Origin of the sequence: Halobaculum limi (assembly GCF_029490015.1) — an archaeon.
Lineage (GTDB): Archaea > Halobacteriota > Halobacteria > Halobacteriales > Haloferacaceae > Halobaculum > Halobaculum limi.
The window spans coordinates 3,001,744-3,025,881 of the sequence record NZ_CP120468.1; the positions used below are offsets into that span (position 1 = coordinate 3,001,744).

Annotated in this window: 29 protein-coding genes; 18 read left to right on the forward strand and 11 right to left on the reverse strand. The window is 65.1% G+C overall.

The window, feature by feature from the left end:
• Nucleotides 1-12: 12 nt before the first annotated feature.
• Both P0D77_RS15395 and P0D77_RS15400 read right to left on the reverse strand, forming a co-directional pair.
• Nucleotides 13-1,059, reverse strand: a complete 1,047-nt coding sequence (locus P0D77_RS15395; RefSeq protein WP_277554000.1) for a zinc-dependent alcohol dehydrogenase — start codon at nucleotides 1,057-1,059, stop codon at nucleotides 13-15.
• Between the two features lie 142 nt (nucleotides 1,060-1,201).
• Entirely contained in the window at nucleotides 1,202-1,630 is a 429-nt protein-coding gene (locus P0D77_RS15400; RefSeq protein WP_277554002.1) for a universal stress protein, read from the reverse strand.
• Between the two features lie 173 nt (nucleotides 1,631-1,803).
• On the opposite strand from P0D77_RS15400, the gene P0D77_RS15405 reads away from it, so the two are divergent.
• The 3 genes from P0D77_RS15405 (at nucleotide 1,804) to P0D77_RS15415 (ending at nucleotide 3,768) form a co-directional block, all read left to right on the forward strand.
• Nucleotides 1,804-2,238: a luciferase domain-containing protein gene (locus P0D77_RS15405; RefSeq protein ID WP_277554003.1), complete on the forward strand. Its 435-nt coding sequence runs from the start codon at nucleotides 1,804-1,806 to the stop codon at nucleotides 2,236-2,238.
• A 129-nt stretch (nucleotides 2,239-2,367) separates the two neighbouring features.
• Complete coding sequence (locus P0D77_RS15410) at nucleotides 2,368-3,210, forward strand: DUF5995 family protein (protein WP_277554004.1); 843 nt, start codon at nucleotides 2,368-2,370, stop codon at nucleotides 3,208-3,210.
• A gap of 60 nt (nucleotides 3,211-3,270) precedes the next feature.
• Complete coding sequence (locus P0D77_RS15415; RefSeq protein ID WP_277554005.1) at nucleotides 3,271-3,768, forward strand: hypothetical protein; 498 nt, start codon at nucleotides 3,271-3,273, stop codon at nucleotides 3,766-3,768.
• Nucleotides 3,769-3,799: 31 nt separating this feature from the next.
• On the opposite strand, the gene P0D77_RS15420 is transcribed toward P0D77_RS15415, so the two are convergent.
• Nucleotides 3,800-4,219 carry a DUF7522 family protein gene (locus tag P0D77_RS15420; protein WP_277554006.1) on the reverse strand — a complete coding sequence of 140 codons (420 nt, stop codon included), beginning with the start codon at nucleotides 4,217-4,219 and terminating at the stop codon, nucleotides 3,800-3,802.
• 227 nt (nucleotides 4,220-4,446) lie between these two features.
• Here P0D77_RS15420 and P0D77_RS15425 point away from each other — a divergent pair, with 227 nt between their 5' ends.
• The gene (locus tag P0D77_RS15425) at nucleotides 4,447-5,508 is read left to right on the forward strand and encodes a zinc-dependent alcohol dehydrogenase family protein (protein ID WP_277554007.1); all 1,062 of its coding nucleotides are present in this window, start codon (nucleotides 4,447-4,449) and stop codon (nucleotides 5,506-5,508) included.
• Nucleotides 5,509-5,536: 28 nt separating this feature from the next.
• Here the strand turns inward: P0D77_RS15425 and P0D77_RS15430 are convergent, their stop codons facing one another.
• A complete protein-coding gene (locus P0D77_RS15430; protein WP_277554008.1) occupies nucleotides 5,537-6,403 on the reverse strand; it encodes a DUF7260 family protein in 867 nt (288 codons plus the stop codon).
• Between the two features lie 171 nt (nucleotides 6,404-6,574).
• Here P0D77_RS15430 and ppk1 point away from each other — a divergent pair, with 171 nt between their 5' ends.
• Complete coding sequence (ppk1, locus tag P0D77_RS15435; RefSeq protein ID WP_277554009.1) at nucleotides 6,575-9,100, forward strand: polyphosphate kinase 1; 2,526 nt, start codon at nucleotides 6,575-6,577, stop codon at nucleotides 9,098-9,100.
• A gap of 90 nt (nucleotides 9,101-9,190) precedes the next feature.
• Here the strand turns inward: ppk1 and P0D77_RS15440 are convergent, their stop codons facing one another.
• Both P0D77_RS15440 and P0D77_RS15445 read right to left on the reverse strand, forming a co-directional pair.
• Nucleotides 9,191-9,760, reverse strand: a complete 570-nt coding sequence (locus tag P0D77_RS15440; RefSeq protein WP_277554010.1) for a DsrE/DsrF/DrsH-like family protein — start codon at nucleotides 9,758-9,760, stop codon at nucleotides 9,191-9,193.
• A 5-nt stretch (nucleotides 9,761-9,765) separates the two neighbouring features.
• Nucleotides 9,766-10,011, reverse strand: a complete 246-nt coding sequence (locus tag P0D77_RS15445; RefSeq protein WP_277554012.1) for a sulfurtransferase TusA family protein — start codon at nucleotides 10,009-10,011, stop codon at nucleotides 9,766-9,768.
• A 266-nt stretch (nucleotides 10,012-10,277) separates the two neighbouring features.
• Between P0D77_RS15445 and P0D77_RS15450 the strand changes: the two genes are divergently transcribed.
• Together P0D77_RS15450 and P0D77_RS15455 are read left to right on the forward strand one after the other, a co-directional pair.
• Nucleotides 10,278-10,676: a helix-turn-helix domain-containing protein gene (locus P0D77_RS15450; protein WP_277554013.1), complete on the forward strand. Its 399-nt coding sequence runs from the start codon at nucleotides 10,278-10,280 to the stop codon at nucleotides 10,674-10,676.
• A 171-nt stretch (nucleotides 10,677-10,847) separates the two neighbouring features.
• The gene (locus P0D77_RS15455) at nucleotides 10,848-11,351 is read left to right on the forward strand and encodes a universal stress protein (protein ID WP_277554014.1); all 504 of its coding nucleotides are present in this window, start codon (nucleotides 10,848-10,850) and stop codon (nucleotides 11,349-11,351) included.
• A gap of 70 nt (nucleotides 11,352-11,421) precedes the next feature.
• Here P0D77_RS15455 and P0D77_RS15460 read toward each other — a convergent pair whose 3' ends face one another.
• Nucleotides 11,422-12,279 (reverse strand): universal stress protein, encoded by an 858-nt coding sequence (locus tag P0D77_RS15460; RefSeq protein ID WP_277554015.1) that lies wholly within the window; start codon nucleotides 12,277-12,279, stop codon nucleotides 11,422-11,424.
• A gap of 118 nt (nucleotides 12,280-12,397) precedes the next feature.
• Between P0D77_RS15460 and P0D77_RS15465 the strand changes: the two genes are divergently transcribed.
• The 5 genes from P0D77_RS15465 (at nucleotide 12,398) to trxA (ending at nucleotide 16,041) form a co-directional block, all read left to right on the forward strand.
• Entirely contained in the window at nucleotides 12,398-13,117 is a 720-nt protein-coding gene (locus P0D77_RS15465; protein WP_277554016.1) for an aspartate/glutamate racemase family protein, read from the forward strand.
• A 245-nt stretch (nucleotides 13,118-13,362) separates the two neighbouring features.
• Nucleotides 13,363-14,556 (forward strand): MBL fold metallo-hydrolase, encoded by a 1,194-nt coding sequence (locus tag P0D77_RS15470; RefSeq protein WP_277554017.1) that lies wholly within the window; start codon nucleotides 13,363-13,365, stop codon nucleotides 14,554-14,556.
• A gap of 9 nt (nucleotides 14,557-14,565) precedes the next feature.
• Complete coding sequence (locus P0D77_RS15475; protein WP_277554018.1) at nucleotides 14,566-15,057, forward strand: YeeE/YedE family protein; 492 nt, start codon at nucleotides 14,566-14,568, stop codon at nucleotides 15,055-15,057.
• Nucleotides 15,057-15,521, forward strand: coding sequence for a YeeE/YedE family protein (locus tag P0D77_RS15480; RefSeq protein WP_277554019.1), 465 nt, complete (start codon nucleotides 15,057-15,059; stop codon nucleotides 15,519-15,521). Before P0D77_RS15475 ends, P0D77_RS15480 begins: the two co-directional genes overlap by 1 nt.
• Before the next feature lie 109 nt (nucleotides 15,522-15,630).
• Nucleotides 15,631-16,041, forward strand: coding sequence for a thioredoxin (gene trxA / locus P0D77_RS15485; RefSeq protein WP_277554020.1), 411 nt, complete (start codon nucleotides 15,631-15,633; stop codon nucleotides 16,039-16,041).
• A gap of 136 nt (nucleotides 16,042-16,177) precedes the next feature.
• Here the strand turns inward: trxA and P0D77_RS15490 are convergent, their stop codons facing one another.
• Nucleotides 16,178-16,387 (reverse strand): YgaP family membrane protein, encoded by a 210-nt coding sequence (locus tag P0D77_RS15490; RefSeq protein WP_277554021.1) that lies wholly within the window; start codon nucleotides 16,385-16,387, stop codon nucleotides 16,178-16,180.
• Between the two features lie 100 nt (nucleotides 16,388-16,487).
• Nucleotides 16,488-17,192 (reverse strand): type 1 glutamine amidotransferase, encoded by a 705-nt coding sequence (locus P0D77_RS15495; RefSeq protein WP_277554023.1) that lies wholly within the window; start codon nucleotides 17,190-17,192, stop codon nucleotides 16,488-16,490.
• 191 nt (nucleotides 17,193-17,383) lie between these two features.
• Here P0D77_RS15495 and P0D77_RS15500 point away from each other — a divergent pair, with 191 nt between their 5' ends.
• A complete protein-coding gene (locus P0D77_RS15500) occupies nucleotides 17,384-17,785 on the forward strand; it encodes a hypothetical protein (RefSeq protein WP_277554024.1) in 402 nt (133 codons plus the stop codon).
• 138 nt (nucleotides 17,786-17,923) lie between these two features.
• Here the strand turns inward: P0D77_RS15500 and P0D77_RS15505 are convergent, their stop codons facing one another.
• Both P0D77_RS15505 and P0D77_RS15510 read right to left on the reverse strand, forming a co-directional pair.
• On the reverse strand, nucleotides 17,924-18,958 hold the full coding sequence (locus P0D77_RS15505; protein WP_349770075.1) for a sulfite exporter TauE/SafE family protein: 1,035 nt from the start codon (nucleotides 18,956-18,958) through the stop codon (nucleotides 17,924-17,926).
• A 1-nt stretch (nucleotide 18,959) separates the two neighbouring features.
• A complete protein-coding gene (locus P0D77_RS15510; RefSeq protein ID WP_277554026.1) occupies nucleotides 18,960-19,109 on the reverse strand; it encodes a DUF7512 family protein in 150 nt (49 codons plus the stop codon).
• A gap of 431 nt (nucleotides 19,110-19,540) precedes the next feature.
• Here P0D77_RS15510 and P0D77_RS15515 point away from each other — a divergent pair, with 431 nt between their 5' ends.
• From P0D77_RS15515 to P0D77_RS15535, 5 genes are all read left to right on the forward strand, one after another.
• Nucleotides 19,541-19,783, forward strand: a complete 243-nt coding sequence (locus tag P0D77_RS15515) for a sulfurtransferase TusA family protein (protein WP_277554027.1) — start codon at nucleotides 19,541-19,543, stop codon at nucleotides 19,781-19,783.
• On the forward strand, nucleotides 19,780-20,925 hold the full coding sequence (locus P0D77_RS15520) for an NAD(P)/FAD-dependent oxidoreductase (RefSeq protein WP_277554028.1): 1,146 nt from the start codon (nucleotides 19,780-19,782) through the stop codon (nucleotides 20,923-20,925). The genes P0D77_RS15515 and P0D77_RS15520 overlap by 4 nt, the downstream gene beginning before the upstream one ends.
• 1 nt (nucleotide 20,926) lies before the next feature.
• Complete coding sequence (locus P0D77_RS15525; RefSeq protein WP_277554029.1) at nucleotides 20,927-21,547, forward strand: helical membrane plugin domain-containing protein; 621 nt, start codon at nucleotides 20,927-20,929, stop codon at nucleotides 21,545-21,547.
• 46 nt (nucleotides 21,548-21,593) lie between these two features.
• Complete coding sequence (locus P0D77_RS15530; protein WP_277554030.1) at nucleotides 21,594-23,609, forward strand: S9 family peptidase; 2,016 nt, start codon at nucleotides 21,594-21,596, stop codon at nucleotides 23,607-23,609.
• A 119-nt stretch (nucleotides 23,610-23,728) separates the two neighbouring features.
• A complete protein-coding gene (locus P0D77_RS15535) occupies nucleotides 23,729-24,100 on the forward strand; it encodes a rhodanese-like domain-containing protein (protein ID WP_277554031.1) in 372 nt (123 codons plus the stop codon).
• Nucleotides 24,101-24,138 lie beyond the last annotated feature (38 nt).

The following is a 24,138-nucleotide window of genomic DNA, read 5'->3' on the forward strand; positions in this document are numbered from 1 at the left end:
ACGCGATCGCGCTCAGTACGTCAACAGCACCTGCACCGCCGACGCGGGGTCGTCGTCGAGGATGTCGTACGCCTCCGGCGCCTCCGACACTGGCAGGCGATGGGTGACGAGACGCTCCGTCTCGATATCGCGAAGGCGTCGCCACGCGGTCTGGAGTCGTCGACTCACGCTCCAGCGACCGCGGCGTTCGGGTGCGAGCGTGCTCACCTGACTCGCACGCAGGTCGATTCGACTCCGGTGGAAGCGGTCGTCGAGGCTGAGCGTCACCGGTTTCGTCCCGTACCACGACCCGACGACCACGCGACCGTCGTAGCCGGTGGCCGCGATAGCGTCGTCGAGCGCCGCCGGGTTCCCCGACAGTTCGTACGTGAGGTCGGCGCGGCCGGGCTCCGCCGCCGTGTCACGCGCCGCACCGGTGAACGAGTCGGTGGACGGGTCGAACAGGTCGGCGAGGTCCGTCGTCGACGGCGACACCGACCGGTCGGCACCCAGTGCGGTCGACAACTCGCGTCGCGAGTCGTGAATCTCGACGGTCACCAGTTCCTCCAGCGGGAACGTCGACAGTATCGCGGTCGTCAACAGGCCGATGACGCCCTGGCCGACGACGACCGCACGCTCACCGAGCGCCGGTTCGCCGTCGTGGACGAGCGTCACCGCCGTCTCGACGTTCGGGAGAAACACCGCTTGCTCGGGCGAGATACCGTCGGGAACTCGACAGACTGCGTCGACGCCGACGGTGAACTCGCTGGCGTGCGGGTGAAAGGCGAGGACGGTCTCGCCGCGCCACTCCGGGTCGACGTCGTCGCCGATACCGGTGACGGTGCCGACGGTCGCGTAGCCGTACGGAAACGGGTACGAGAACGACCCGCCGAGCGATTCGAGCGTCTCGTCGGCAGCCGTCTCGGGGCTCACTTCGCCGCGGTACAACAGGAGTTCGGTGCCGGGGCTGATGGCCGAGACGGACGCCTCAACGACGAGTTCGTCCGGATCGGGGTCGGAGACGCTCGTCTCGCGAACGGCTACCTCGTAGGGTGCGGTGAAGTACACCGTTCGTGCCACGCGTTACGCCACCTCCGAACGGATGGCGACACGGAATCGGTTTGAACGCAAGCGCCGATGGGACCGAATCCGACGGACGGCGTGGGCTGTCATCTTCGGAATCAAGGGACGAGGTGGCATAAATACTGGCCACCGGCCGGGGTCACTCGGACTTGGGAGCGCCGACGGTGAGGACCGGCACGTCCGCGAGGCGCACCACCCGTGCGGTGACGCTCCCGAGCAGGTATCGCTCCAGTCCCGTCCGTCCGTGGGTGCCCATCACGATGAGGTCGATGTCGGCGTCCTCGGCGTACTCGAGTATCTCCCGGTGAATCATCCCCGACCGAACCGCAGTCTCGACCGTAACGCCGGCACTTTCTCCCCGTTCGGCGATAGCCTCGACTGACTCCTTCGCGTCCGACTCCAGGGTGTCGTACATCGACCCGAATCCTTCGTTGACCGTGTACACGGGTTCGACGACCGCAAGCGCGTGCAGCGTCGCGTTGAACGTCTTCGCGAGGTCGAGCGCCTGTTCGACCGCCCCCTCGACTGCTGCGCTCCCGTCGGTCGGGACGAGAATCCGCTCGTACATACGAATATTGACACGTCGTGGTCGCTTGGTTCCGACGGTGGTTCTCACAGGACAGGATTCTGCAGCGGTCGGCTCCGTGCCACACGTCTCGTGACGCTTCGGCACGTCGCCGGTGGAGTAATCTGACTGTATCGTGACGACTCGATTAATCCGTCACGAGTCGTCTCTCTGGTATGGCTATCGTAGCACAAATCGAACAGGAGATCGTATCGCAAGTGGGCGAGTGGGACGGCGTCGAAGTCGTCGAGAAACAGCGCGGGGCGACGGAGTTCCGCCTCGGTGAGGAGGACTTCGGCCACATCGACGACGACGGGTCACTCGACCTGCCGCTGTCGACAGCGCTTCGGTCGGCGTTGGTCGACGCCGGGCGGACGGAACCGCACCCAGTGTACAAGCGGACCGGATGGACGACCTACTGGATCGACGGCGAGGACGACGTCGACGAGGCGGTGGAACTCCTCCGGTTGGCGTACGTCTACTACGCGTTCAAGGCCGCCAAGCGCACCGGCGACGACAGCCGGGTGGCAGACATCGACATCGACGTCGAACTCGCGTCGGTTGGGGCCGACGAGGCGGTTCGCGACGCGATGATGAAGGTCGTCGACTGACGCGCCACGCCGTCGGCTGACGCGCACATCCCCGCCGCCGCGACTTTCAGGCGGTGAGACGAGAGATCCGACGAACACCGGCAGTCTCTCGCCTGTATCCTTTATACTCACAGACTGCCCACCGAACGTATGCACGCCGCGTCGCGCCCACTCACTTCTCGGACGCTCCGGGCCGCGGCCGCCTCGTACCGTCGGGGGACGCCCGTCCCTCGTGGGCCGACCGGTCGCGTCGACCTCACCGACCTCCTCGCCGACCCGTACGCCGACCCCGCAGACGCGGAGCGTCGCCTCGCGCTCACCGAGCGACGACTGTTCGACGCTGGCGACCGTCGGGCGGTGTTTCTCACGGTGTACGGCACCGTCACGAGTCGCGTCCGTCGCGGCCTCGCGAGCGACCGCTTCGCCGACCCCGAGTGGGTCGGAGCGTACCTCACCGCGTTCGCGAACCGCTATCGGACGGCGCTTTCGGCGTACGAGTGCGGCGAGCGTGACCGTGTTCCCCGGGCGTGGCGACTGGCGTTCGACGCCGCACTCGCGGGCGACACCCTCGTCACACAGGATGCGCTGTTGGGCATCAACGCCCACGTCGTCCACGACCTCGCACTCGCACTCGTCGACGTGGGCGTCCACCCCAAGCCCGCACGCCGGGCCGACCACGACGCCGTGAACGCGATCTTAGCCGAGTTGGTCGACGTGGAACAGGATCTGCTCGCGGCCCGGTACGCGCCGGGGTTGGCCGACCTCGACGAGGCTGGCGGCCGCATCGACGAGGCCGCCGCGTTCCTCACGCTGGCAGAGGGCCGCGACTGGGCGTGGCACTGTGCGGTCGCACTCGCCGACGGCGGACCGCTCGCTCGTCGGACCGTCCGATGGCTGCTCGACCGCGTCTCCGCGGGTGCCGGACGACTCGTACTCGCTCCGTCCCGCTACGGCGGGGCCCGCGACCGACTCCTGGCGCTCGAACGGTCCTGACCGGGATGCAACGCGGTCGTGGGACGAACGCTTATCCGCCCGACGTGTTCACGATGGCCTATGCGACGACGTGCCCTCCTCGCGGCCCTCTCGACGACGTGTGTCGCCGGTTGCCTGAGCGACGGCGGCGGTTCCGACGGACCGACGCGAAGCGATCGAGATGAGACAGCCGGGACTGAGACGACCGCCGTCGGTCCCGACCAGACCCCCACCGGAACAGACGACTCGCAGACGCTGACACCAACTGAGGGGGCGGGGACGATTCGGGTCGGAAACGACGCCGACGTTCGTGCAGAGGTTCGCGTCGAGATTCACGACCTCGACGGCGACGACGGCGGATTCTATCGGTGGATACTCGTAGACGCCGGCGACACAACCGCCGTTTCGTTCTCGGTCGACGCGCCCGGCGACTACCGCGCCGTCGCCACGCTCCCGGATCTAGGCGACAGGGAGGTGAACCGGACCGCGACCACGCGGTGGTCGGTCGGATCGGTCGATGCGCCGGGGACGATCGTCGTGACGGTGACAGCAGACTCCCTCCGGGTCACGACCGAGTGAGCGAGGACCACGACGGACTCCGTACGAGAAATCAGGCGTTGCGGAGAAGTCGTCGGACCGCACTAGCGGCCTCTTCGAACGCCCGTACGTCGAGTTCGTCCGTCGTGAGTAACACGCCGACGTCGTCTTCGATGACACGCGCGAGGAACCCGCGCTCGTGGAACCGAACTGTGAACGAGTACGGACCGATGGCGTCTGCGGTCGTTCCCGACCCCGTCGACGTGCGGATCGGTATCTCGTCGAATCCGACCCGTTCGAGTTCGACCAGCGGCCGCTTGACAGCGCGGACGTCGGTCGTCTCGTCGTAGAGGTCAGAACGCGTGTACAGCACGTCGAAGGAGTCGCGTGTGAAGCCGATGACGCTCCGAAGGTCGTCTCCCAGTCCGGTCCGGGCGGCGGTCACGATGGCGTCGGTGTTGGCTGCGTCGAGCGGTATTTCACGGTCTTGCATCTCTATGTGAGTATTACGACAGGTTCAGTATCAACGCTTTCGGCGATCGGAGCGCTCTGGGATCCGCCGAACACGCCGGGTGTATCGCCGGATCGGCCCGGAGTACTCGTGTGTCGACCGATACTGATCGCGTGGCTACCAGCGAGCGATCGAGTAGCGACAGGAGAGTAACAGTCGAGATATCGGCCCGAGGAACAATTATGTCAACTGTACACAATAGTCGCAGTATGCGAGCCGCAGTCTTGCGCGAACACGGCGAACCACTGGAGATTACCGACGTCGACGACCCGGAGCCGAGTCCCGGCGGCGTCGTCGTCGACGTAGAGGCGTGCGGCATCTGCCGGTCGGACTGGCACGGCTGGCAAGGCGACTGGGACTGGCTAGGGATCAAACCCGAGCCAGGACAGATCCTCGGGCACGAACCCGCGGGCCACGTCGTCGCCGTCGGCGAGGGAGTGGAATCGTTCGCGGAGGGTGACCACGTCGCAATCCCGTTCAACCTCGGCGACGGAACCTGTATGCAGTGTCGCACCGGCCACGGCAACACCTGTGAGCAACCGATGCCGCTCGGCTTCGTCGACGCGGTCCCCGGCGCGTTCGCAGAGCAAGTCCACGTCCCCGCCGCCGACCACAACCTCGTGCACCTCCCCGACGGCGTGAGTTCGGTCGATATGGCAGGTCTCGGCTGTCGGTTTATGACCGCCTTCCACGGTCTCGCGCACCGCGCGCCCGTCGCGGCGGGCGACTGGGTGGCAATCCACGGCGTCGGCGGCGTCGGCCTCTCGGCGGTCCACATCGCCGACGCCCTCGGGGCGAACGTCGTCGCCGTCGACCTCGACGACGGCAAACTCGCGAAGGCGAAAGAACTGGGTGCGGCGGAGACGGTCAACGCCGCCGACACCGACGACGTCCCGGGCGCGGTGACGGCACTCTCGGACGGTGGCTGTCACGTCTCGGTCGACGCCCTCGGCATCGGCGAGACGTGTCGCAACTCCGTGCTCAGTCTCGAGACGCGCGGCACCCACGTCCAAATCGGGCTCACCACCGCCGAGGAGCGTGGGATGGTCGAACTCCCGACCGACGTGATGACGATGAAAGAGATCGAGTTCGTCGGATCGCTTGGCCTGCCGCCGACGCGCTACGACGAGATATTCCGGATGGTCGCCGGCGGGAAACTCGATCCCAGCGCCGTCGTCAGCGAGACGGTTGCGCTGGAGGACGTGAACCAGAAACTGGAGGCGATGACGACGTTCGAGACGGAGGGGATTCCGGTGATCGACGAGTTCTGAGCGGTCCGAAGAGCGCCGCGACGCTTCGTCAGTAGAGGTGTTCTGCGACCTCTGTCTTGTGGCTACCGGGACCACCGGCCGACGCGGGTCGACGCGCCAGTTGCTCGTCGATGCGGCGGCGGAGGTCGGCGACTCGATTGCCGACGCTGGCCGCGTCGTGGAGGATCGGATACGTGACCTCCAGCGAGTCGTACAGGAACTGACTGAGCGATCCTCCACTCTCCCGAGAGAGCAAGATTGCGGCCGTGTGGAAATCGCCAGTCTGTCGCTCGGTGACGAGTCGTTCACACTGACGCTCGATCGCCTGCAGGTCCTCGCGGACCGCCCGCAATTCGGTGTACTGACACTCCACAAACGGGCGCGAACCGATCGCAGCGAGGTCGTCGCGGAGGGCAGACAGCGTCGTCCCGGCCCGTTCGAGCGCCGTTCGTTCACGCTGGAGCGTCGACCGGGTCGCGCGTCGGTCCTCGATCCCCCGTGTAATTGCGGTGATGAGTTGCGATTTCACGTCTGCCGAGAACCGGCCCCCTCCAGCCAACACCGCCGCGAACGTCGCACCGAACTCCGCTTCGATGCTCTCGGCGTACGTCTCTCCGTACTCCGCCTCGTAGTGGTCGGTCGCCATCACCGTCTGTCGATACGCCTTCCGGACGTCCGAACACGCCGACTGGCCGCAGTCACGCGCTTGGTCGGGCGCCGTTGCTCGGGCGAACGCCGGTCCCGCGTTCCCCACCTGCCGGGGCGACGGGCCCTCGGGGTCGACCCGTGAGACGAGCGTCCGAAATCGCTTGAACGCAGACACCTCTGTGGCGAGTACGTCGTCCTCGCGTTCCACACACTGGATCGCCTGGTCGATACTGCCCACCCCCTTCGCTCCCCCGGCAGAATATCCCATACGACGGGCGTCACCCGGTCCAGTTGAGAAGGTTGCTAGGAGCAGTACATAGGTATCAATACCACTCAGTGCGCCAAAACACTGGTAGGGCCCTTGAGAAGCCTGTTCGGCGGGTTTAACCCACCACTCTTTAGCCGGATACCTACGTAGGTGAGACCGTATATCAGTCCAATGTCGTCTCACGACCTGTCGAGTCCCCGACTCTATCTCAACCGCGAACTCTCCGAACTCGCGTTTCAAGAACGCGTCCTCTCGGAGGGACTCGACGACCGAAACCCGCTGTTAGACCGCCTCCGCTACGTGGCGTACTTCACGAAGAACACAGACGAGTTCTTCATGAAGCGCGTCGGAGGGTTGAAACAACAGATCGACGCCGGCGTCACCACCGAGAGTCCCGACGGTCGCACGCCGCGCCAACAGCACACGGAGGTCCTCGAAACGGCGCGGCCGCTGTTCGAGCGGCAGGACACGGCGTGGACAGAGGACCTCAAGCCCACGCTCGCCGACGCCGGCATCGTCGTCCACGACTACGAGGACCTCCCCGCAGAGCCACGAGCACAACTGCGAGACCACTTCGAAGAGTCGGTGCTGCCGACGCTGACGCCGCTGGCGTTCGACCCCGCACATCCGTTCCCGTTTATCTCGAATCTCTCACTGTCGTTGGCGGTCATCTCGGTGTCGTCGGACCTCGACCACCCGCGGTTCACGCGGATCAAGATCCCACAGAACCGCTCGCGGTTCGTTCCCGTCCCCGGGACCGACCACGAGTACGTCCTGCTGGAAGACCTGATCGAGGAAAATATCGACCTGTTGCTCCCTGACCTCGACATCGTCGACGTCGCGATGTTCAAAGTGACGCGCAACGCCGAGGTTCGCCGGGACGAGGAGGTCGCCGAGGACCTCATCGACATGATCGAAGAGGTGATCGAACAGCGGCGCTTCGCGACCGTCGTCCGTCTCGAAGTCGACGCCGACATCTCTCAAGAGGCGCTGTCTGTTCTCAAAGAGCAATTGTCCGTCTCGGACGCCGAGGTGTACAGACGCGAGGGACTGGTCGACTACCAGTGTCTGTTCGAGTTGACCGACATCGACCGACCCGACCTGAAGGCGCCGGCGTGGACACCACAGCCACACCCGCAGTTGGGAGCGCCACAGGGGCGTGAGTCCGCTGAGGACGACGCGGTCATCTTCGACCGAATCCGCGAGGCCGACCGTCTCGTGCACCATCCGTACCACACCTTCGAGGGGACCGTCCAGCGGTTCCTCCGGGCGGCCGCGAACGACCCTGACGTCCTCGCGGTGAAGGCGGCCATTTACCGGACCGCGAGCGACTCGAAGGTGATCCAGAGCCTCATCGATGCCGCCGACAACGGCAAACAGGTGGCGGTGATGGTAGAGTTGAAAGCGCGGTTCGACGAGCAGAACAACCTCGAATGGGTGCGTCGACTCGAAGAGGAAGGCATCCACGTCGCCTACGGAACGGTCGGCCTCAAGACACACACGAAGACTGCGCTCGTCGTCCGGCAGGAGGAAGACGGCGTCAGACTCTACTCACACGTCGGCACCGGCAACTACCACTCCGAGACCGCGAAAGGGTATGTCGACCTGGGCGTGTTGACCGCTGACCATGACATCGGGCAGGACCTCACGAAGGTGTTCAATTTCTTCACGGGGCCGACGCTCGACGACCGCTTCCGCAAACTGCTGATCGCGCCGGTGACGATGCGCGAGCGGTTCACCCGGTACATCAGACGCGAGGCCGCACACGCTCGCGCCGGCGAGGGCGGCCGGATCGTCGTCAAACTCAACGGATTAGAGGACCCCGAAATCGTCGAGGAACTGTACAAGGCGTCGCGGGCGGGCGTCGACATCGACCTGATCGTGCGGGACATCTGTCGACTCCGCCCCGGACTGGAGGACGTCAGCGAGACGATCACCGTCCACAGCATCGTCGGGCGGTTCCTCGAACACTCGCGCATCTTCTACTTCGAGAACGCGGGCGACCCCGAGTGGTACATCGGGTCGGCCGACTGGATGACGCGCAACCTCGACAACCGCGTCGAGGCGGTCGCACCCATCGACTCGCGTGCGATCCGGCGGCAACTCCGCTTCGTCCTCGAAGCGTCGCTCCTGGACAACCGCCGGCGCTGGGTGATGAACGCCGACGGCACGTACGACCAGGTCTCTCCCGACGAAGGTGAGACCGTCATCGACGTACAGGAGGTGTTGATGGACGCGACCGAACGGGCCGTCCGCTCGAACGGACCGCTCGGCATCGACGTCGACGAGGCCCTCATTCCGTGTGATCTCCTCGTCGAACCCACCGGCGAGACCACCGACGACAGGACGACCGGTGGCGTCGATCTCACCGCGGCCGAGACGAACGCGGACCCGAGCGCCAACGGGACCGGGTCGGTCTGGGACAATGAGTCGTCTGAGACGATTCGTTCCGGTGACGGACAAGCAGCTGAGGAAGTCTCCATAGAAGGAGGCGACAAGGCGCCGGCCACAGGCGCAGTCGCGATGGACGGCGTCGACGCCGCGGACGTGCTCGATCGACACGACGACCAGTGGTACCGGCCCGACAGCGAGACGTACGGTTGGGCCGTCAGAACCGCCGACGGCGACCGTCGCTACTACAAGACCCGCGACGGCGCGGCCGCACGACTCCGTGCGGAGTACGAAGCGGACGAGTGAGCGGCGGCGTCACTGTCAGTGACAGTCTCGTGTGCGCTCCCCAAGAGAGAAATCTTACCGCCAGCGCGAGAAGCGATCTGAGAGCGCAGATTAGACGAGCAGTTGGATGTCGGCGTCGGCCATATCCTGGATCGCCGTCGCCGCGCCGACGCCAGTCGTGACGCCGTCGTAGAAGTCGTCCTCGTCGTAGTCCATCAGTTCGATCGTCATCTGACACGCCTGGAACTCGACGCCCATGTCCAGCGAGGTCTGAATCAGTTCCTCGATGGTGGCCGTGTCGTTGTCGGCGATGCGCTTGCCCATCATCGCAGTCGTCATCCGGTCCATCCCCGGAAGCGCGCCGACGATGTTCGGGACGGGCATGTTCGGGTTGCCGACGGCGCTCAGTTTGAGGTTCTTCGAGCGCTCCTCGTGGAGGATGTCGAGTCCCCAGAACGTGTGGAACACCGTCACCTCGTAGCCGAAGGCGGCGGCGGTGCTCGCGAGGATGAGCGGCGGATACGCCATGTCCAGCGTCCCCTTCGTCGCGATGATCGACATCTTCGGGGTCGACTCCTCCTCGGTGACTGCCGCCAGCGACTCCTCGAGTTCCTCGACGCGTGCGGCCAACTCCGCACGCGAGGGCGTTTCGTCGGGCTGGGTCGGCGTGTCCGTGCTCATCGTGGTCACTCCGTCTTGCGGACGTAGTGGGTGAACACGTCCCCGTCTTCCTCCTGGGCGAGCATCTCGACGCCCGGCGTTCCCTCAGCCCACCCGGCGAGGTCGCTCATACTGCCGGAGTCGGTGGCGATCACTTCGAGCACGTCGCCGACGGCGAGGTCGTCGACGGCGGACTTCGTCTTGATCACCGGCATCGGGCACGATGCACCTTTCACGTCGAGCGTCTCCGCGATATCGAATTCGGCGTTCATAGTGGTGTTCGCTCCTGTTTTATCTTGGAGCTATTGCACAATACTGTGTCGTCCTGTAAAAGAATGTCGATCCGGAAAAGATGGCTCGAAGTCGCAGACTCGAAGCCTCCGAACCGGGTTTAGGGCGAATCAAGCGACAGACCGAGTGCGTCCCACACGAGACACCCACACGTGCGTGAGTGTACGCGACGGGCACAGACGAGGCAGGATTGTGTCCATCACACACAACACTTATACCGCGGCGTGATCAAATAATTCGTATAGCTATGCCTGATTCGATGGCCGAACAACTCCAGCAGGATATGGAGTGTGAGGGGCTCCTCGAGTGCTTCCACGGGCTGAAACAACTCGACAAAGACTGTTTCGCCGTGTTAGTCGAGTCGACTGAGCCGCTGACGATCGACGAAGTCGCCGACCGAGTCGACCGCGAGCGCTCGACCGCGTACCGTGCGGTCCAGCGACTGCTGTCGGCCGGATTCATCCAGAAAGAACAGATCAACTACGACCAAGGCGGCTACTACCACGTGTACCGGCCGACGGACCCGTCACAGATCGCCGACAGTATGCAGCGGATGCTCAACGACTGGTACGCCAAGATGGGCCAACTCATCGGCGAGTTCGAGGACAAGTACGAGGATCCAGAACGCGCCGTCGCAGAGAACTGACCGGCACCGACAGTCTCGCCGAACGCTCAGCGTCGCTCGTTGCGCTCCTCTCGCCCCTTTTGCATCTGCGTAGCGGCCCCGACTAGTCAGCGTCACCGGAGTAGTAGCCTGCACGCTGGTATCGCTCCGGGGCTGGGAAACGTATAGTATATCCACCACACATCGTCGTGTATGGGATTGTTGGTTCCCTACGACGCCTCGCCGCTCTCGAAAGCGGCGCTCATCCGTGCAGCGCAGTTCGACACTATCCTCGAAGAGGGGGTAACTGTTCTGACGGTCGTCCCGCGCAACAACACCTCGTACGCTCGCGAACGTGGGTGGATCGCTCCCGGGGAGGGGTACGATCAAGACGAAATCGTCGAGACGCTCGAAGAGACGGTCCAGGCTCTCGCACCGGACGCGACCTTCGAGGTCGAGTTCGTGAGCCGAAACGCACCGTACGGAACGATCGCGAACCGGATCCGACGGCACGCCACCGCCCACGACGTCAGTATCGTGTTCATCGGGAGCGAGAACGCGGGGCGGATGGTCGGATCGCTCAGCGTTGGCTCGGCGATCAGTTCCGGGTCGGGCTACGACACAATGATCATCTCGCAGGAGGTCCCCGCGAAGATCGAGAAGCTCGAAGAGCAGATGCCGATCGACGACCTCCTCGAAGCGGGAGAGCAATCTTGATCCACCCACCAGTGCCGCCCGTTCGACGCTGAAGGCCCGACGACCGATCTGACTCCGCGCGACGACTCGTCTACCGCGGCGTCACAGACGCGGGCGGAACGAGGAGGACGTTGTTGTTCCCCTGTGCGACGACCGACTCGGCGGTGCTACCGAGTAACAGCCGACGCAGGCGACTGGTCCCCCGTGCGCCGATCAGCGTCGTGGTCGCGCCGACGCGCCGTTCCTCGGCGAGTATCTCGTCGACGACGCCGCCGGACCGGACGTTCGTCTCCACGTCGATTCCCATCCGGTCGCGGAGGTCGGTCGCTAACTCTGCGAGGCGGTCGCGCGCCTCGTCGGTCGCGTCGTCCACCTCCCTCTGTTCGTGACCCCGCACGTGGAGGAGGTACGCTCGCTCGGTCGCTCCGGAGAGATGCGGGAAGAACTCGTACGCACGCTGTGCGTTCTGCGAGAAGTCCGTCGCGTACAGCGTGTCTCTGAACAGGTGTTCTTTCTTGACCGCGGGCCCGGTCTCGGTGGTCTCGATCCGTTCGGCGAGGAGCGGTCTGACCGCGGTGCGAGCGACGTTGCGGACGGTACTGCCGATGAGGCGGTTCCGCAGCGGCGACTCACCACGAGAGCCGACGACGATCATGTCGGCGTCAAGGCGTTCGGCGAGGCCGTTGATCCGTCGGTGCGGGGTCCCGCGTGCGACGTGGGTTTCGACCTCGAACCCGGCCTCCTCGAACACCCGCTGTTGGGAGCCGAGTGCCCTCCGCGCGTTCGACGCGATGTCCATCCCCGGAAGTCCGCTGGAGACGTTGTCCGGGACGACCGTGAGCAGATGAACCTCCCTCACACCGATGTTCGCGAGACATTCGAGACACGTTCGCGACTCGATGGCGGCTTCGTTAGCTTCCGAGCGGTCTGTTGCGAAGACGATGCGCATACTCGGGCCTACGCGGCCGAACAATACTATTGTTTTGGTAGTGCAATACTGTTGCCCAACTCCTCGCTCGGGGGCGCTTCCCGTACACTCATCCCGTTCGCCTGCGCGGTGAGAGGCGATGACTGAGACACCGCTGACAGTCGGCGTCCTCGGCGGGATGAGCAGCGAATCGACGCACGAGTACTACCGCCGCCTCGACGCAGGAGTCAACAATGCTCGCGGCGGCCACCACGCGGCCGACCTCGTGATCCGGAGCGTCGACTTCGGCGAGGTTGAGCGGTTCATCCGGGAAGACCGCTGGGCCGACGCCGGGAGGTTCCTTACCTCCGCTGCCGCCGACATAGAGGTCGCGGGCGCAGACGTCGTGGTGATGGCGACGAACACGATGCACCGCGTCGCCGACGAGATCGAAGCGGCGCTGTCGATCCCGTTCGTCCACATCGTCGACCCGACGGCGGCGGCAGTCGCGGCCGCGGGCATCGACACGGTCGGCGTCCTCGGGACGGCGGCGGTAATGGAGGGTGACTTCTACGCCGACCGATTCGCCGACCACGGTATCGACGTCGTCGTTCCCGACAGTGAGGTCCGCCGTCTCGTCGACGATGTGATATTCGAGGAGTTGACGCGCGGCGTGGTCCGCGACGAGTCAAAGCAGGCGTACCTCGACGTCGTCGGCGACCTCGTGAAGGCGGGTGCAGGCGGTGTCGTCCTCGGGTGTACGGAGATCGAGATGCTCGTCGACCAGTCAGACCGACCGGACGTGCCGTTGTTCGACACGACCGCACTCCACGTCGAACGTGCCGTCGAAGTGAGTCTGCACGGGATTGAGAGCGACTAACGAGTACCTGCACCTCCGACGACAGCGGAGACTCTGTATTGGGAATATATTGAACTACTGTCCTGCCAGTCGTCTGCCCAACAGACGATGAAACAGAGTTCAAAGGCGTACTATCCAGTATATGCGGGGATATTTCACCACCACAACCTCAATTGCCGTTCGATCCCCAGAGAACAGTATTGTGTGTAGTGGGAATTTCTTTCCAAACTCTTATAGTCGAGCCACCAGTACGGAGAGTACAGACGATGAATCCAGACGACTTCCCGACGCCCGACGCAGACGTCGACGCGATTGCTCCCGAAGCGCTGAAATCCCGTATCGACGCCGGCGAGGACGTCACGCTGTTGGACGCACGGATGGCGTCGGACTACGACGAGTGGCGCATCGACGGTGAGACCGTCGAGTCGATCAACGTCCCCTACTTCGAGTTCCTCGAGGACGACATCGCCGAGGACGTCCTCGACCAGATCCCCGCAGACCGCCACGTGACCGTGCTGTGTGCGAAAGGCGGTGCGAGCGAGTACGTCGCTGGGACGCTCGCCGAACGTGGCTACGACGTGAGCCACCTCGAAGATGGGATGAACGGCTGGGCGCGAATCTACGAACGCGTCGAGGTGACCGGCTACGACGGGCCAGGGACGCTGTATCAGTACCAGCGCCCCTCTTCGGGCTGTCTCGGCTACCTCCTCGTCGACGGCGACGAGGCGGCCGTGATCGACCCGCTTCGGGCGTTCACCGACCGCTACCTCGACGACGCTGCCGACCTGGGCGTCGACCTTGCGTACGCATTCGACACGCACGTCCACGCCGACCACATTTCCGGCGTCCGGAATCTCGATGACGAGGGCGTGACGGGCGTGATTCCCGAGGCTGCCGTCGACCGCGGCGTCACCTACGCCGACGAACTGGCCCTCGCTGACGACGGCGACGAGTTCGGGGTCGGCGACGCCACGGTCGAGGCGGTGTACACGCCCGGCCACACGACGGGGATGACCTCCTACCTGCTGGGCGGCAGTCTGCTGGCGACGGGCGACGGCCTGTTCATCGAGAGCGTCGCGCGTCCCGACCTCGAAGAGGGCGACGACGGGGCACCCGAGGCAGCGCGGATGCTGTACGAGTCGCTGCAAGAGCGTGTGCTCGCGCTCCCCGAGGAGACGCTCGTGGGCGGCGCCCACTTCAGCGACGCCGCAGTGCCCGCAGACGACGGCACCTACACCGCGTCTATCGGCGACCTGCGCGAGCGGATGGCCGCGCTCTCGATGGACGAGGAGAAGTTCGTGGAGACCATCCTCGCCGATATGCCGCCGCGTCCCGCCAACTACGAAGACATCATCGCGACCAACCTGGGCCAGCAGACGGCCGACGACGAGGAGGCGTTCACCCTCGAACTCGGCCCCAACAACTGCGCGGCGAGTCAGGAGTCGCTCGCCGACGACTAACGACGCTCAATGGTCGATCCACTCCCACTCCAACTGCTGGCCGAGTACTTCCCGAACGGGATCGCTCGCTACGCCGTCGGCGGCCTGTTGGTCGGACTCGGTGCAGGCGTCATCTACCTCGGGACCGGCATCAGCGCCGGTGCGAGTACGTTCCTCGAGTCGACGCTGTCGTACGTCTCCGACCGCTCGCGGTTCCAACAGTACGTCGCCTCGCGTGACTGGCGCTGGGTGTTCACCATCGGCATCGTCGCGGGCGCGGCCATCTACTCGCTCACCCTCGGCGACGCGTTGCAGTACACGACCACTGTCCAACCGTGGCGGCTGTTCGTCGGCGGCGTCCTCGTCGGCGTCGGCACCCGCGTCGGGAAAGGCTGTACGTCCGGGCACGGCATCTGCGGCGTCGGGTCGGCGTCGCGCACGTCGCTCGTCGGCGTCGGCACGTTCCTGTTGGTCGCTATCGGCGTCGCGCAGGTCGTCGCCGCACTCGGGGTGAGCCCATAATGGCGGACACCGACCGCCACCCGCTGTTCATCCCGCTGATCCTCGTCGGCGGTCTCATCTTCGGGTTCGGCCTCGGCTACAGCCACATGGCGCGGCCAGAAGTCGTGCTGGACTTCCTCCAGTTCGAGGACTTCGGCCTCGTGTTCGTGATGTTCGGCGGCGCGGCCGTCACCGGCGTCGTCTACCTGCTCGCCCCCCGACTGCTCGACCGGCCGCCGCTGACGCGGCGTCGGTTCGAGCGCCGACTCAAGTCGTTCGACCGGAACGTCCTCGTCGGCGGCGCAATATTCGGCGCCGGTTGGGGGCTGTCGGGCATCTGTCCCGGCGCGGCGTACGCCAGCCTCGGCGTCGGCAACGTCACCATCCTGTGGGCGCTCGCCGGGATGTTCGTCGGCGCGTACGTCCAGGGACTGTGGCGCAGCAGCGACGCTGCCGCCGAGTCGACGGCCACCGGCGCGGACTGAGTCGGCTGACGCTCACCGCGGTATTTTCGTCGCTGGAGGTTCGCGGCCGACATTGTATTGTGCATAATTTGCAAAACTGCTTTATCTGTCGAACACGTACGTGAGAGCGATGAGTGAACGAGACGAGATTCGACAGCGGAAAGCCGAGGAACTCCGAAGCCGACTCGCCGACGGCCAAAAGACGGACGACGCGGTCACAGACCAGAGCGACCCCGTCCACGTCGAAAGCGCCGACCACCTGGACGAGCTGGTCGCCGAGGGCGGCGTCGTCCTCGTCGACTTCTACGCCGACTGGTGTGGCCCGTGCAAGATGCTCGAGCCCATCGTGACCGACATCGCCGCCGAGACGGACGCTACGGTCGCGAAGGTCGACGTGGACGCTCAGCAACGACTCGCACAGCAGTACCGCGTCCAGGGCGTCCCCACGATGTACCTGTTCGCCGACGGCGAGCGTGTCGAACAGATGGTCGGCGTGCGAGGGAAAGACGAACTAGTCTCGTTGATCCAGCAGTACGCCTAGAGAGACCATCCCACTTCACGAGTGGCGTCGACGATGAAGAAGTCGGAACGGCTGTTCGATGGGTGCTGCACTTCTCAAAGAAGGCCGCCCCCACCGCGCTCACGTCGCCCGCTCGAACGGAGCGTAATGTCGTTTTTTATCGCGTGCTGATGCCGAGTGCGGAGTAGAGCGCACACCGACTCGTGGCTCCTGTCACGAGGAGAATCACGGCGACGATGCCGAGGACCAGCGCGGCGATGCTCGGCAGTGACACGACACTCGCGAGCGTCGCCAGCGAGAGCGCACCTGCGAGGGCGCCGACGAGGATTCGTACAGTCTTGTCCGTCGGACCGACGTTCGTGTCCATACGTCTACCTACGACGCCCACCTATATGAATATTGTACAATATTGGGACAAATGATGACTTCCAAGCGGAACTACCCGTGACACGAGTCGCTCGTGTTCCTCACACCCGTCGAGTCGGTTGGTGCGTCGCGACCATCGAACGGAAGTTGTCGAACACGCGCTTGGAGACCCGTGCGGCCTCGACAGTCTCGTCGGTGATGCCGTCGAGTACCGACTGGATCCGTTCGTCGGGAAGGGCTTTCCCCTCAGTCACCCACACCGCAGTCTGCCGGTCGTACTCCGGGTGGAACTGGACGCCGTAGGCACTTCCGAGACGGAACGCTTGCACGCCGACATCGTTTCGCGCCAGCGTCGTCGCCCCGGGCGGCACCTCGGCGACCCGGTCGGAGTGGGTCTCGAAACTGACGAACTCCTCGGGGACGCCCTCGAACAGGGGCTCCTCGCCGACTCGTGTGATCGACTCGTAGCCGAGTTCGTACTCTAGCATATCGACAACGCGGCCGCCGAGTGCCTGCGCGATAAACTGGTGGCCCCAGCAGATGCCGAGGACAGGGACGTCGGCCTCGTGGACGCGACGGAACCAGTCGGTCAGATCGTGGATCCAGTCGCGGTCGTCGTACACGGAGGTCTGTGATCCACTGATGACGACGCCGTCGAAGTTCCAGTCGGCACTCGACACCGACGGCGGCATCTCCTCCTCACTGACTTTGAACACCGAGACCGTCGCGTCGAGCTCGCGCTGAAGATTCTCCGCTGCGGGCGTGTCTCCGAGCGACGCGTCGATGACCGCAATCCGTTGATCCATACGCGTTCATTGGATGGCCCACGGCATATACTTATGTTAGTGATGTGCAATACATACATTTCTAACTGTCTGCTGATATAGGCGGGGTTCGGAAGAACTGGTCCAGACGGTGACGGAGAGAAGATGCAATTGGAAGACCGGCTCATATCACGTGGAGAAGCTTCATTTCTCGTCGTACGTGACCGTGATCTGTGTCCGAACAGCCCTCCAATACTGCGCCAACTGTCGGACTAGTCGTCCGAACTATCGTCCTTCTGGCGGTGGTGATCGGCGTCCCCACGGCGTTTACGCTCGGTGGCCAACTCCGCTCGCTCGCGCTCGCGGCCGTCGGCGTGCTGCTACTCGTAGGCTTTCTCGTCGTCGGCTACCGTCACGCACGCCGACGGCAGTCTCTCCACCAGCACGTCGCTTTCTTGATCGTCTGGTTCGGCGGTGTCGCCCTGGCGGACCGTCTCGGCCGGGTAGCGAACGGTCGCTTTCCGGAGCCTGTTCCCTACCTCGTGGCGGTAGGTATCACGCTCGGTGCATTGTGGCTCGGGTCGCGACTCGCCTACGGTGGCGCACTCACCCGCGCGCTGGTTGGGTCAGATTGAGCCACCGAGGAGCGCAGACAGCGCAGTCGAGGCGGGACCACTCGAACCAGAATCGGTCCGCGTCGTACTCGCGCCCACAGACAACACAGCCCGAAAATGTACCCGCCGCCGAGACGTTCGATAGTGTCGAAAGCGCGGTCAGTCCGCAGTCGTCGCGTCTGTCGTAGTCGATTCGTTCCGAAGTTCCCGAATACTGCTGACGATGACAGCGCCGCTGACGAGCAACGCGGCACCGAGGATGATGGCGAGGCTGACCACGTCGAACACCTCAATACCAAGGTAGCCACCGACCTGCCGGACGGCGACAGCGAGTGCGCCCAGCAGCAGCATCACGCCGAAGTACACCTTGATGTCGTCCTCGTCAACGAGGCTCGTCGCGCCGGCCCCGATTCGGGCGCCGAGTGCGCTCCCTGCGAGCAGCGGCACGACGATAGAGAGGTCGACCGCGCCCGACTGCGCATAGAGGAACGAGCCGATCCCGCCCGAGAAGACGATCTCGAACAGGTCGGTCCCGACCGCGACAGGAACGGGGACTCCGACGAGGTAAAACAGCGCGGGCATCCGGATGAAGCCGCCGCCCACACCGAGGAACCCGGACAGTAGCCCCGTCGCGAACGCGACCGTGAGCACCATCCACAGCGAGACAGTGAACCCGCCGCGGACGGAGATCATCGGCGGGATGTGGTACGACTGGATCTTCTTCGCGATCGCAGGAATGTCGTCCTCGTCGGCTTCAGCGTCGCTCTCCTCGACGTCGTGCGAGAGGCCGCCGCCACCCTTCACCGCAGTGTAGGTCACGAACGCCCCGATCGATCCGAGGAGGCCGACGTACGCGACGCTGACGACGCTGTCGGCGAGACCAATGTGTTGGAGATACTCCAACCCAATTTTCCCTACTTCGATGCCACCGGTCGTGCCCGCGATCATCAACACGCCGAGTTTGTAGTCGACCTGCCCAAGATCGCGGTGTTTCAGCGTCGCGATGACGGATGTCCCGAACACGAACGCGAGGCCGGACCCGACCGCGACGTTCGCGTCATACCCCATCACCAGCAATGCGGGTGTCACCAGGAACGACCCGCCCATCCCAAAGAACCCGAACAGGATTCCGATGAGGAGGCCGAATCCGGTGAACATCGCCAGCAGTTCGACGCCGACCCCGAGCACCTCCATCTCAGGCACCCTTGATCAGGTCGGTGACCCGTTTACCGAGCGTGGACTCGAGGATACCGTATCCGACGTACAGTACGATCGCCTCGAGTAACACAAGGCCGATCAGCGCTGCTGCAAGCGCGTTTCCGCTCAAGCTCTCGATCCCCAGCATCAGTCCCCACCGCGGAGCAGTCTTGTACGGCTCATATATTCTCTACACCACTCTGTATCCGGTTAGTCGATATAACGGTTTTGCAATCTTGTGGCAATACTGTATCCACGTAACCCACGGAGAGAGATGTGTAAGTTATCGGTAGCTACAGGCGTAGCGAGTCAGTTCGCGTGCTGACACAAGAGCCACACTCACGTACGTCGAGCCGATGTCACGAGTTCCTGAGTAGAGCGATTCATTGAGCGTGAACCGCGACTGCCACCGAGTATCGATTTCTCACGGCGTCGACGCGGGCCACACAATCCGACGGTCGCGTTCTTCCGGATTCGACGGTAGTCGGGAGGCCAGTGATGAACCGTCAGTCTCGATCTCAATTATTGGGAGTGAAGCACAATACTATCAATACAGGTGTCCAACGACTACGTGTGACGATGAGCGAACGAACGACAGACGTCGACACGACCGTCGACGCGACGGGTGCCGCCTGCCCCGGACCACTGATGGATCTGATCGGGGCGATGAAGCGCGTGGACGACGGGGCAGTGGTCAGACTGCTGAGCGACAACGAGCAGTCGGCGACGGACGTCCCCGAGTGGATCGACGAATCGGGCAATGAACTCATCGAGACGACCGAGGAGGACGGTCGCTACGAGTTCCTCGTGAGGAAAGTATGACCGAACACGTCGTCATCGTCGGCGCGGGAACCGGGGGGAGCGTGCTGGCGAACGACCTCGCCGAGCGACTCGACACCGAGATACACGCGGGCGACGTGCAAGTCACGCTGATCAATGACAGCCCGGACCACGTCTACAAGCCGGTCTGGCTGTACGTCCCGTTCGGCATGCGCGAACCCGAAGACGGCAGACGCCCGCTCTCTGAGTTAGTCGACGACCGGATCGAACTCCGCATCGACCGCGTTACGGCGATCGACACCGATGAGAAGCGCCTGACCGTCCGCGACGGCGACGGGCCGGTCGCGTACGACCGCCTCGTCCTCGCGACGGGGTCGACGCTCCAGCCAGCGGAGGTACCCGGCCTCGCGGAGGGTGGGTACGACTACTACAGCGAACAGGGCGCAGAGGCGCTCCGCGAGGAGTTGCTCTCGTTCACCGAAGGACACCTCGTGTTGAGCGTCATCGGCACGCCGCACATGTGCCCGGCCGCGCCGCTGGAGTTCGTGTTTATGGCCGACGCGTGGTTCCGCGAGCGTGGCCTCCGCGAGGACATCGACATCACCTACACCTACCCGATCAATCGCGTCCACGGCAACCCACACATCGCCGAGTGGGCCGCGCCGAAGTTCGAGGAGCGTGACATCCGCGTGGAGACGTTTTTCAACGCGGAGGAGGTCGACCCCGAGGCACAGACCGTTCGCTCGATGGAGGGGACGGAACTCGAGTACGACCTCCTCGTGTCCATCCCGCCGCACGCGGGCGTGGATATCATCGAGGAGGCCGGCCTCGGCGACGGTGGCTGGGTGGACGTGGACAAGCACACGCTGGAGGCACAGGCCGCCGAGGGCGTGTACGCGCTCGGTGACACCGCAGCGACAGGGGTACCCAACGCCGGCAGCGTCGCCCACTACCAGGCGGGCGTCGTCGCCCAGCGTATCGCCAGCGAGGTGCGCGACCGTCCCGCGACGGCGACGTACGACGGCAAGACGCTGTGTTTCATCGAGACCGGGATGGACGAGGCGTCGTTCGTCGAGTTCGACTACGAGCGTCCCCCGTCGCCAGCGCCGCCGTCGAAGAAACTCCACTGGTCGAAACTCGCATACAACGAGTCGTACTGGCTGACCGCACGGGGGTTGTTGTAGGATGGCCGAGTCCGAATCCACGCCCCGGACCGATCTAGAAGAAGCGATCGCCGAGAACCCCGAGGCGGTCGCCGACTTCGTCGAGCGACTGGACGCCGTCAACGAACTGCTCGACGTCCTCGCGCTGGGCGAGCACGCACTCAGCGACGAGATGGTCCGGGAGTTGTCCGGGACCGCCTCGACGCTCGCGGAGTCTGCCGACGGCCTCGCGACCGACGAGACTGTGGCGCTGGCGGCGGCCGTCGGCGACAACGGGGAGGACCTCGCCGAGGCGATGGACACCATCCTCACGCTCCAGCGGTCGGGTGCGCTCGACGACCTCGCAGAACTCGCGCAGGTCGGGTCGCTCGCGTCGGCCGCGCTGAGCGACGAGATGGTCCGGTCGCTGGCCGGCACCGGTAGCGGCCTCGCGGAAGTCGCCGACACCGCGGCCGACGACGACACCCGCGAGGGCGTCAAGCGACTCCTCGGTGCCGTCGGCGAAGCCGAGCAGAGAGACCCCGAACGCGTCGGGGGTATCGGGGCCGTCCGCGCACTCCGCGACCCGGAGGTGCAGTACGGTCTCGGCTACCTGCTCACAGTCGCCGGTGCGCTCGGGCGAGCACGGGCGGGCGAGGAGTGACTGCGGCGTAGGTTTTTGTCACGCGCTCGTCTCGTTGCACGCAACGATGACGAGCGGACCAACCGACGACACGATGCCGTACGGCGCGTGGCCCTCACCGATCGACGCCGAGACGGTCGCCAGCGCCGGCATCGAGTTCGGCCACCTCACCGTCGACGACGAGACGGTCTTCTGGCGCGAGCAACGCCCCGAGGAGGACGGCCGCGGCGTCGTCGTTCGCGCCGATGACGGCGACGCCATCGACGTGACGCCCGCGGAAGTGAACGTCCGCACCCTCGTCCACGAGTACGGCGGTGGCGACTTCACCGTCCACGACGGCGTCGTCTACTTCGCCGACTACGACGACCAGCGGGTGTACCGCCAGGCTGTCGCGAGCGACGGCGATCCCGAACCGATCACACCCGCTCCCGAGACGGAGCGAGGCCTCCGCTACGCCGACTTTGCGGTCGCTCCCGACGGGGAGTCTCTCTACTGCGTCCGCGAGGACCACGACGCCGCGGCGGGCGATGACGGCGCTGACGAGCCACAGACCTCGCTAGTTCGGATCAGAACCGACGACGATAGCGCTCCCGACGTCGTCGCCGTGGGCCACGACTTCTACGCGTCGCCGACGCTGTCGCCGGCGGGCGACCGCCTCGCGTGGCTCACGTGGGACCACCCGCGGATGCCGTGGGACGGCACCGAACTCCACCTGGCCGACGTCGCCGAGGATGGCACACTCGCCGACGAGCGAGTCGTCTTGGGTGGGCCCGAGGAGTCCGTCTTCCAACCGACGTGGGGGCCTGGCGGGACGCTCTACGCCGCCTCCGACCGGACGGGATGGTGGAACATCTACCGTCACGAGGAGGACGCTGAGAGCGAAGCAGACGACGAGTGGACGTGTCTCCACGAGGAAGACGCGGAGTACGGCGCCCCGCAGTGGGTGTTCGGCCTCGCGACGTACGTACCCCTCGACGACGGCGACGTGATCGCAGTGGCGACCCGCGACGGCGAGCAGTCGCTCGAACGCCTCGCGCCCGACGGGACGCGGACTGAACTCGACGTGCCCATTGAGGTGTTCGGGCAACGAGGTCATCCGATGCTTCGCACCGATGGGAGCGCCGTCTATACCGTCGCCAGCGGCCCCGGGACGCCGCCACACCTCGTGCGGTGGACGCCCGAGGAAGGCATGACCGTCGTCCGCGAGGGCGACGACGACAGTGTCGACTCGGCGTACGTCTCGACGCCCGACCACGTCACCGTCCCAACCCGGGACGGTGCTGAGACGCACGCGTTCGTCTATCCGCCGACGAACCCCGACGCCCGAGCGCCTGACGGGGAGCGACCGCCGCTGGTCATAACGGCCCATGGAGGGCCGACGAGTGCGACGTCGCCGACCTACAACCTCACGACGCAGTTCTTCACTTCGCGCGGGTTCGCCGTCGCGGACGTGAACTACCGCGGGTCGACGGGATACGGCCGTGCGTACCGGGAGGCACTGTACGGCGAATGGGGCGTCCGTGACGTGGAAGACTGTCTGGACGTGGCTCGACACCTCGCGGAGACTGGACGGGTCGACGGCGACCGCGTGGCCGTCCGCGGCGGCAGCGCCGGCGGGTTCGTCGTCCTCGCCGCCCTCGCGTTCCACGACGAAGTCGCGGCGGGCACGAGTTACTTCGGCGTCGCCGACCTGGGTCGTCTCGCGGAACTCACCCACAAGTTTGAGTCCCGCTACCTCGACCAGTTGGTCGGGCCCTACGCGGAGTCTCGGGAGACGTACGAGGCGCGGTCGCCGGTGAACCACGCCGCGGACATCGCCGCGCCGGTGTTACTCTTGCAAGGCGAGGACGACCCCGTAGTCCCGCTCTCGCAGGCAGAGGAGATGGCCGACGCCCTCGCGGCGACGGGCGTCCCCCACGACCTCGTCGTCTTCGAAGGAGAGCAACACGGCTTCCGCCGAACCGACTCGCGGCGGCGGGCACACGAGGCGGAGTTAGCGTTCTACGGGACGGTGTTCGGGTTTGACCCCGCAGACGACCTGGCTGACGCCAACCCGGATCTGACTGTCGTCGACGACGACTAATCTGGGACGTCTCGCCCCTAATTGCGACGACCGCTCCGCGGCGTGAACAGCGAGCGTCCCGGACGAACTTGCCAGACGCAAACACCACGGATTTGTCTGTCGCGGACAACACTCTGGTAATGACCACGATCCGCCCGGACGAACTGGATGAGCGCCTCACCTCGTCCGACGAGGCGCCCTTCTTGCTCGACATCCGGCCGACGTCGGCGTTCGAATCGGGCGCTATCGAGCGCAGTCACAACGTCCCCGTGTACGACGACTTGCGCGGCGGCGACGAGTCGGCGCTGCACGCCCACCTCGACGAGATACCGACCGGTCGGGACGTCGTCGTCGTGTGCAAGATGGGCGTCGTCGCCAAGCGGGCGACGAGCGTGCTCAACGCAGAGGGGTACGACGCGGCGACGTTGCTGGGCGGGATGAGCGGATGGAACGGGTATCAGAACGGCTCGATCAGCTACAAACTGCGGTCGCTCCTCTGGAGCCTTCGGTAGGATCGCACACATCACTGCGAAGACGGTCGGTCACAGCG

Bases quoted from the DNA above. Each gene is read 5' to 3' on its own strand.
- P0D77_RS15400 (WP_277554002.1), bottom strand. From the start codon at position 1,630: ATGTACGAGCGGATTCTCGTCCCGACCGACGGGAGCGCAGCAGTCGAG.
- P0D77_RS15405 (WP_277554003.1), top strand. From the start codon at position 1,804: ATGGCTATCGTAGCACAAATCGAACAGGAGATCGTATCGCAAGTGGGC.
- P0D77_RS15410 (WP_277554004.1), top strand. From the start codon at position 2,368: ATGCACGCCGCGTCGCGCCCACTCACTTCTCGGACGCTCCGGGCCGCG.
- P0D77_RS15415 (WP_277554005.1), top strand. From the start codon at position 3,271: ATGCGACGACGTGCCCTCCTCGCGGCCCTCTCGACGACGTGTGTCGCC.
- P0D77_RS15420 (WP_277554006.1), bottom strand. From the start codon at position 4,219: ATGCAAGACCGTGAAATACCGCTCGACGCAGCCAACACCGACGCCATC.
- P0D77_RS15425 (WP_277554007.1), top strand. From the start codon at position 4,447: ATGCGAGCCGCAGTCTTGCGCGAACACGGCGAACCACTGGAGATTACC.
- P0D77_RS15430 (WP_277554008.1), bottom strand. From the start codon at position 6,403: ATGGGATATTCTGCCGGGGGAGCGAAGGGGGTGGGCAGTATCGACCAG.
- ppk1 (WP_277554009.1), top strand. From the start codon at position 6,575: ATGTCGTCTCACGACCTGTCGAGTCCCCGACTCTATCTCAACCGCGAA.
- P0D77_RS15440 (WP_277554010.1), bottom strand. From the start codon at position 9,760: ATGAGCACGGACACGCCGACCCAGCCCGACGAAACGCCCTCGCGTGCG.
- P0D77_RS15445 (WP_277554012.1), bottom strand. From the start codon at position 10,011: ATGAACGCCGAATTCGATATCGCGGAGACGCTCGACGTGAAAGGTGCA.
- P0D77_RS15450 (WP_277554013.1), top strand. From the start codon at position 10,278: ATGCCTGATTCGATGGCCGAACAACTCCAGCAGGATATGGAGTGTGAG.
- P0D77_RS15455 (WP_277554014.1), top strand. From the start codon at position 10,848: ATGGGATTGTTGGTTCCCTACGACGCCTCGCCGCTCTCGAAAGCGGCG.
- P0D77_RS15460 (WP_277554015.1), bottom strand. From the start codon at position 12,279: ATGCGCATCGTCTTCGCAACAGACCGCTCGGAAGCTAACGAAGCCGCC.
- P0D77_RS15465 (WP_277554016.1), top strand. From the start codon at position 12,398: ATGACTGAGACACCGCTGACAGTCGGCGTCCTCGGCGGGATGAGCAGC.
- P0D77_RS15470 (WP_277554017.1), top strand. From the start codon at position 13,363: ATGAATCCAGACGACTTCCCGACGCCCGACGCAGACGTCGACGCGATT.
- P0D77_RS15475 (WP_277554018.1), top strand. From the start codon at position 14,566: ATGGTCGATCCACTCCCACTCCAACTGCTGGCCGAGTACTTCCCGAAC.
- P0D77_RS15480 (WP_277554019.1), top strand. From the start codon at position 15,057: ATGGCGGACACCGACCGCCACCCGCTGTTCATCCCGCTGATCCTCGTC.
- trxA (WP_277554020.1), top strand. From the start codon at position 15,631: ATGAGTGAACGAGACGAGATTCGACAGCGGAAAGCCGAGGAACTCCGA.
- P0D77_RS15490 (WP_277554021.1), bottom strand. From the start codon at position 16,387: ATGGACACGAACGTCGGTCCGACGGACAAGACTGTACGAATCCTCGTC.
- P0D77_RS15495 (WP_277554023.1), bottom strand. From the start codon at position 17,192: ATGGATCAACGGATTGCGGTCATCGACGCGTCGCTCGGAGACACGCCC.
- P0D77_RS15505 (WP_349770075.1), bottom strand. From the start codon at position 18,958: ATGGAGGTGCTCGGGGTCGGCGTCGAACTGCTGGCGATGTTCACCGGA.
- P0D77_RS15510 (WP_277554026.1), bottom strand. From the start codon at position 19,109: ATGCTGGGGATCGAGAGCTTGAGCGGAAACGCGCTTGCAGCAGCGCTG.
- P0D77_RS15515 (WP_277554027.1), top strand. From the start codon at position 19,541: ATGAGCGAACGAACGACAGACGTCGACACGACCGTCGACGCGACGGGT.
- P0D77_RS15520 (WP_277554028.1), top strand. From the start codon at position 19,780: ATGACCGAACACGTCGTCATCGTCGGCGCGGGAACCGGGGGGAGCGTG.
- P0D77_RS15525 (WP_277554029.1), top strand. From the start codon at position 20,927: ATGGCCGAGTCCGAATCCACGCCCCGGACCGATCTAGAAGAAGCGATC.
- P0D77_RS15530 (WP_277554030.1), top strand. From the start codon at position 21,594: ATGACGAGCGGACCAACCGACGACACGATGCCGTACGGCGCGTGGCCC.
- P0D77_RS15535 (WP_277554031.1), top strand. From the start codon at position 23,729: ATGACCACGATCCGCCCGGACGAACTGGATGAGCGCCTCACCTCGTCC.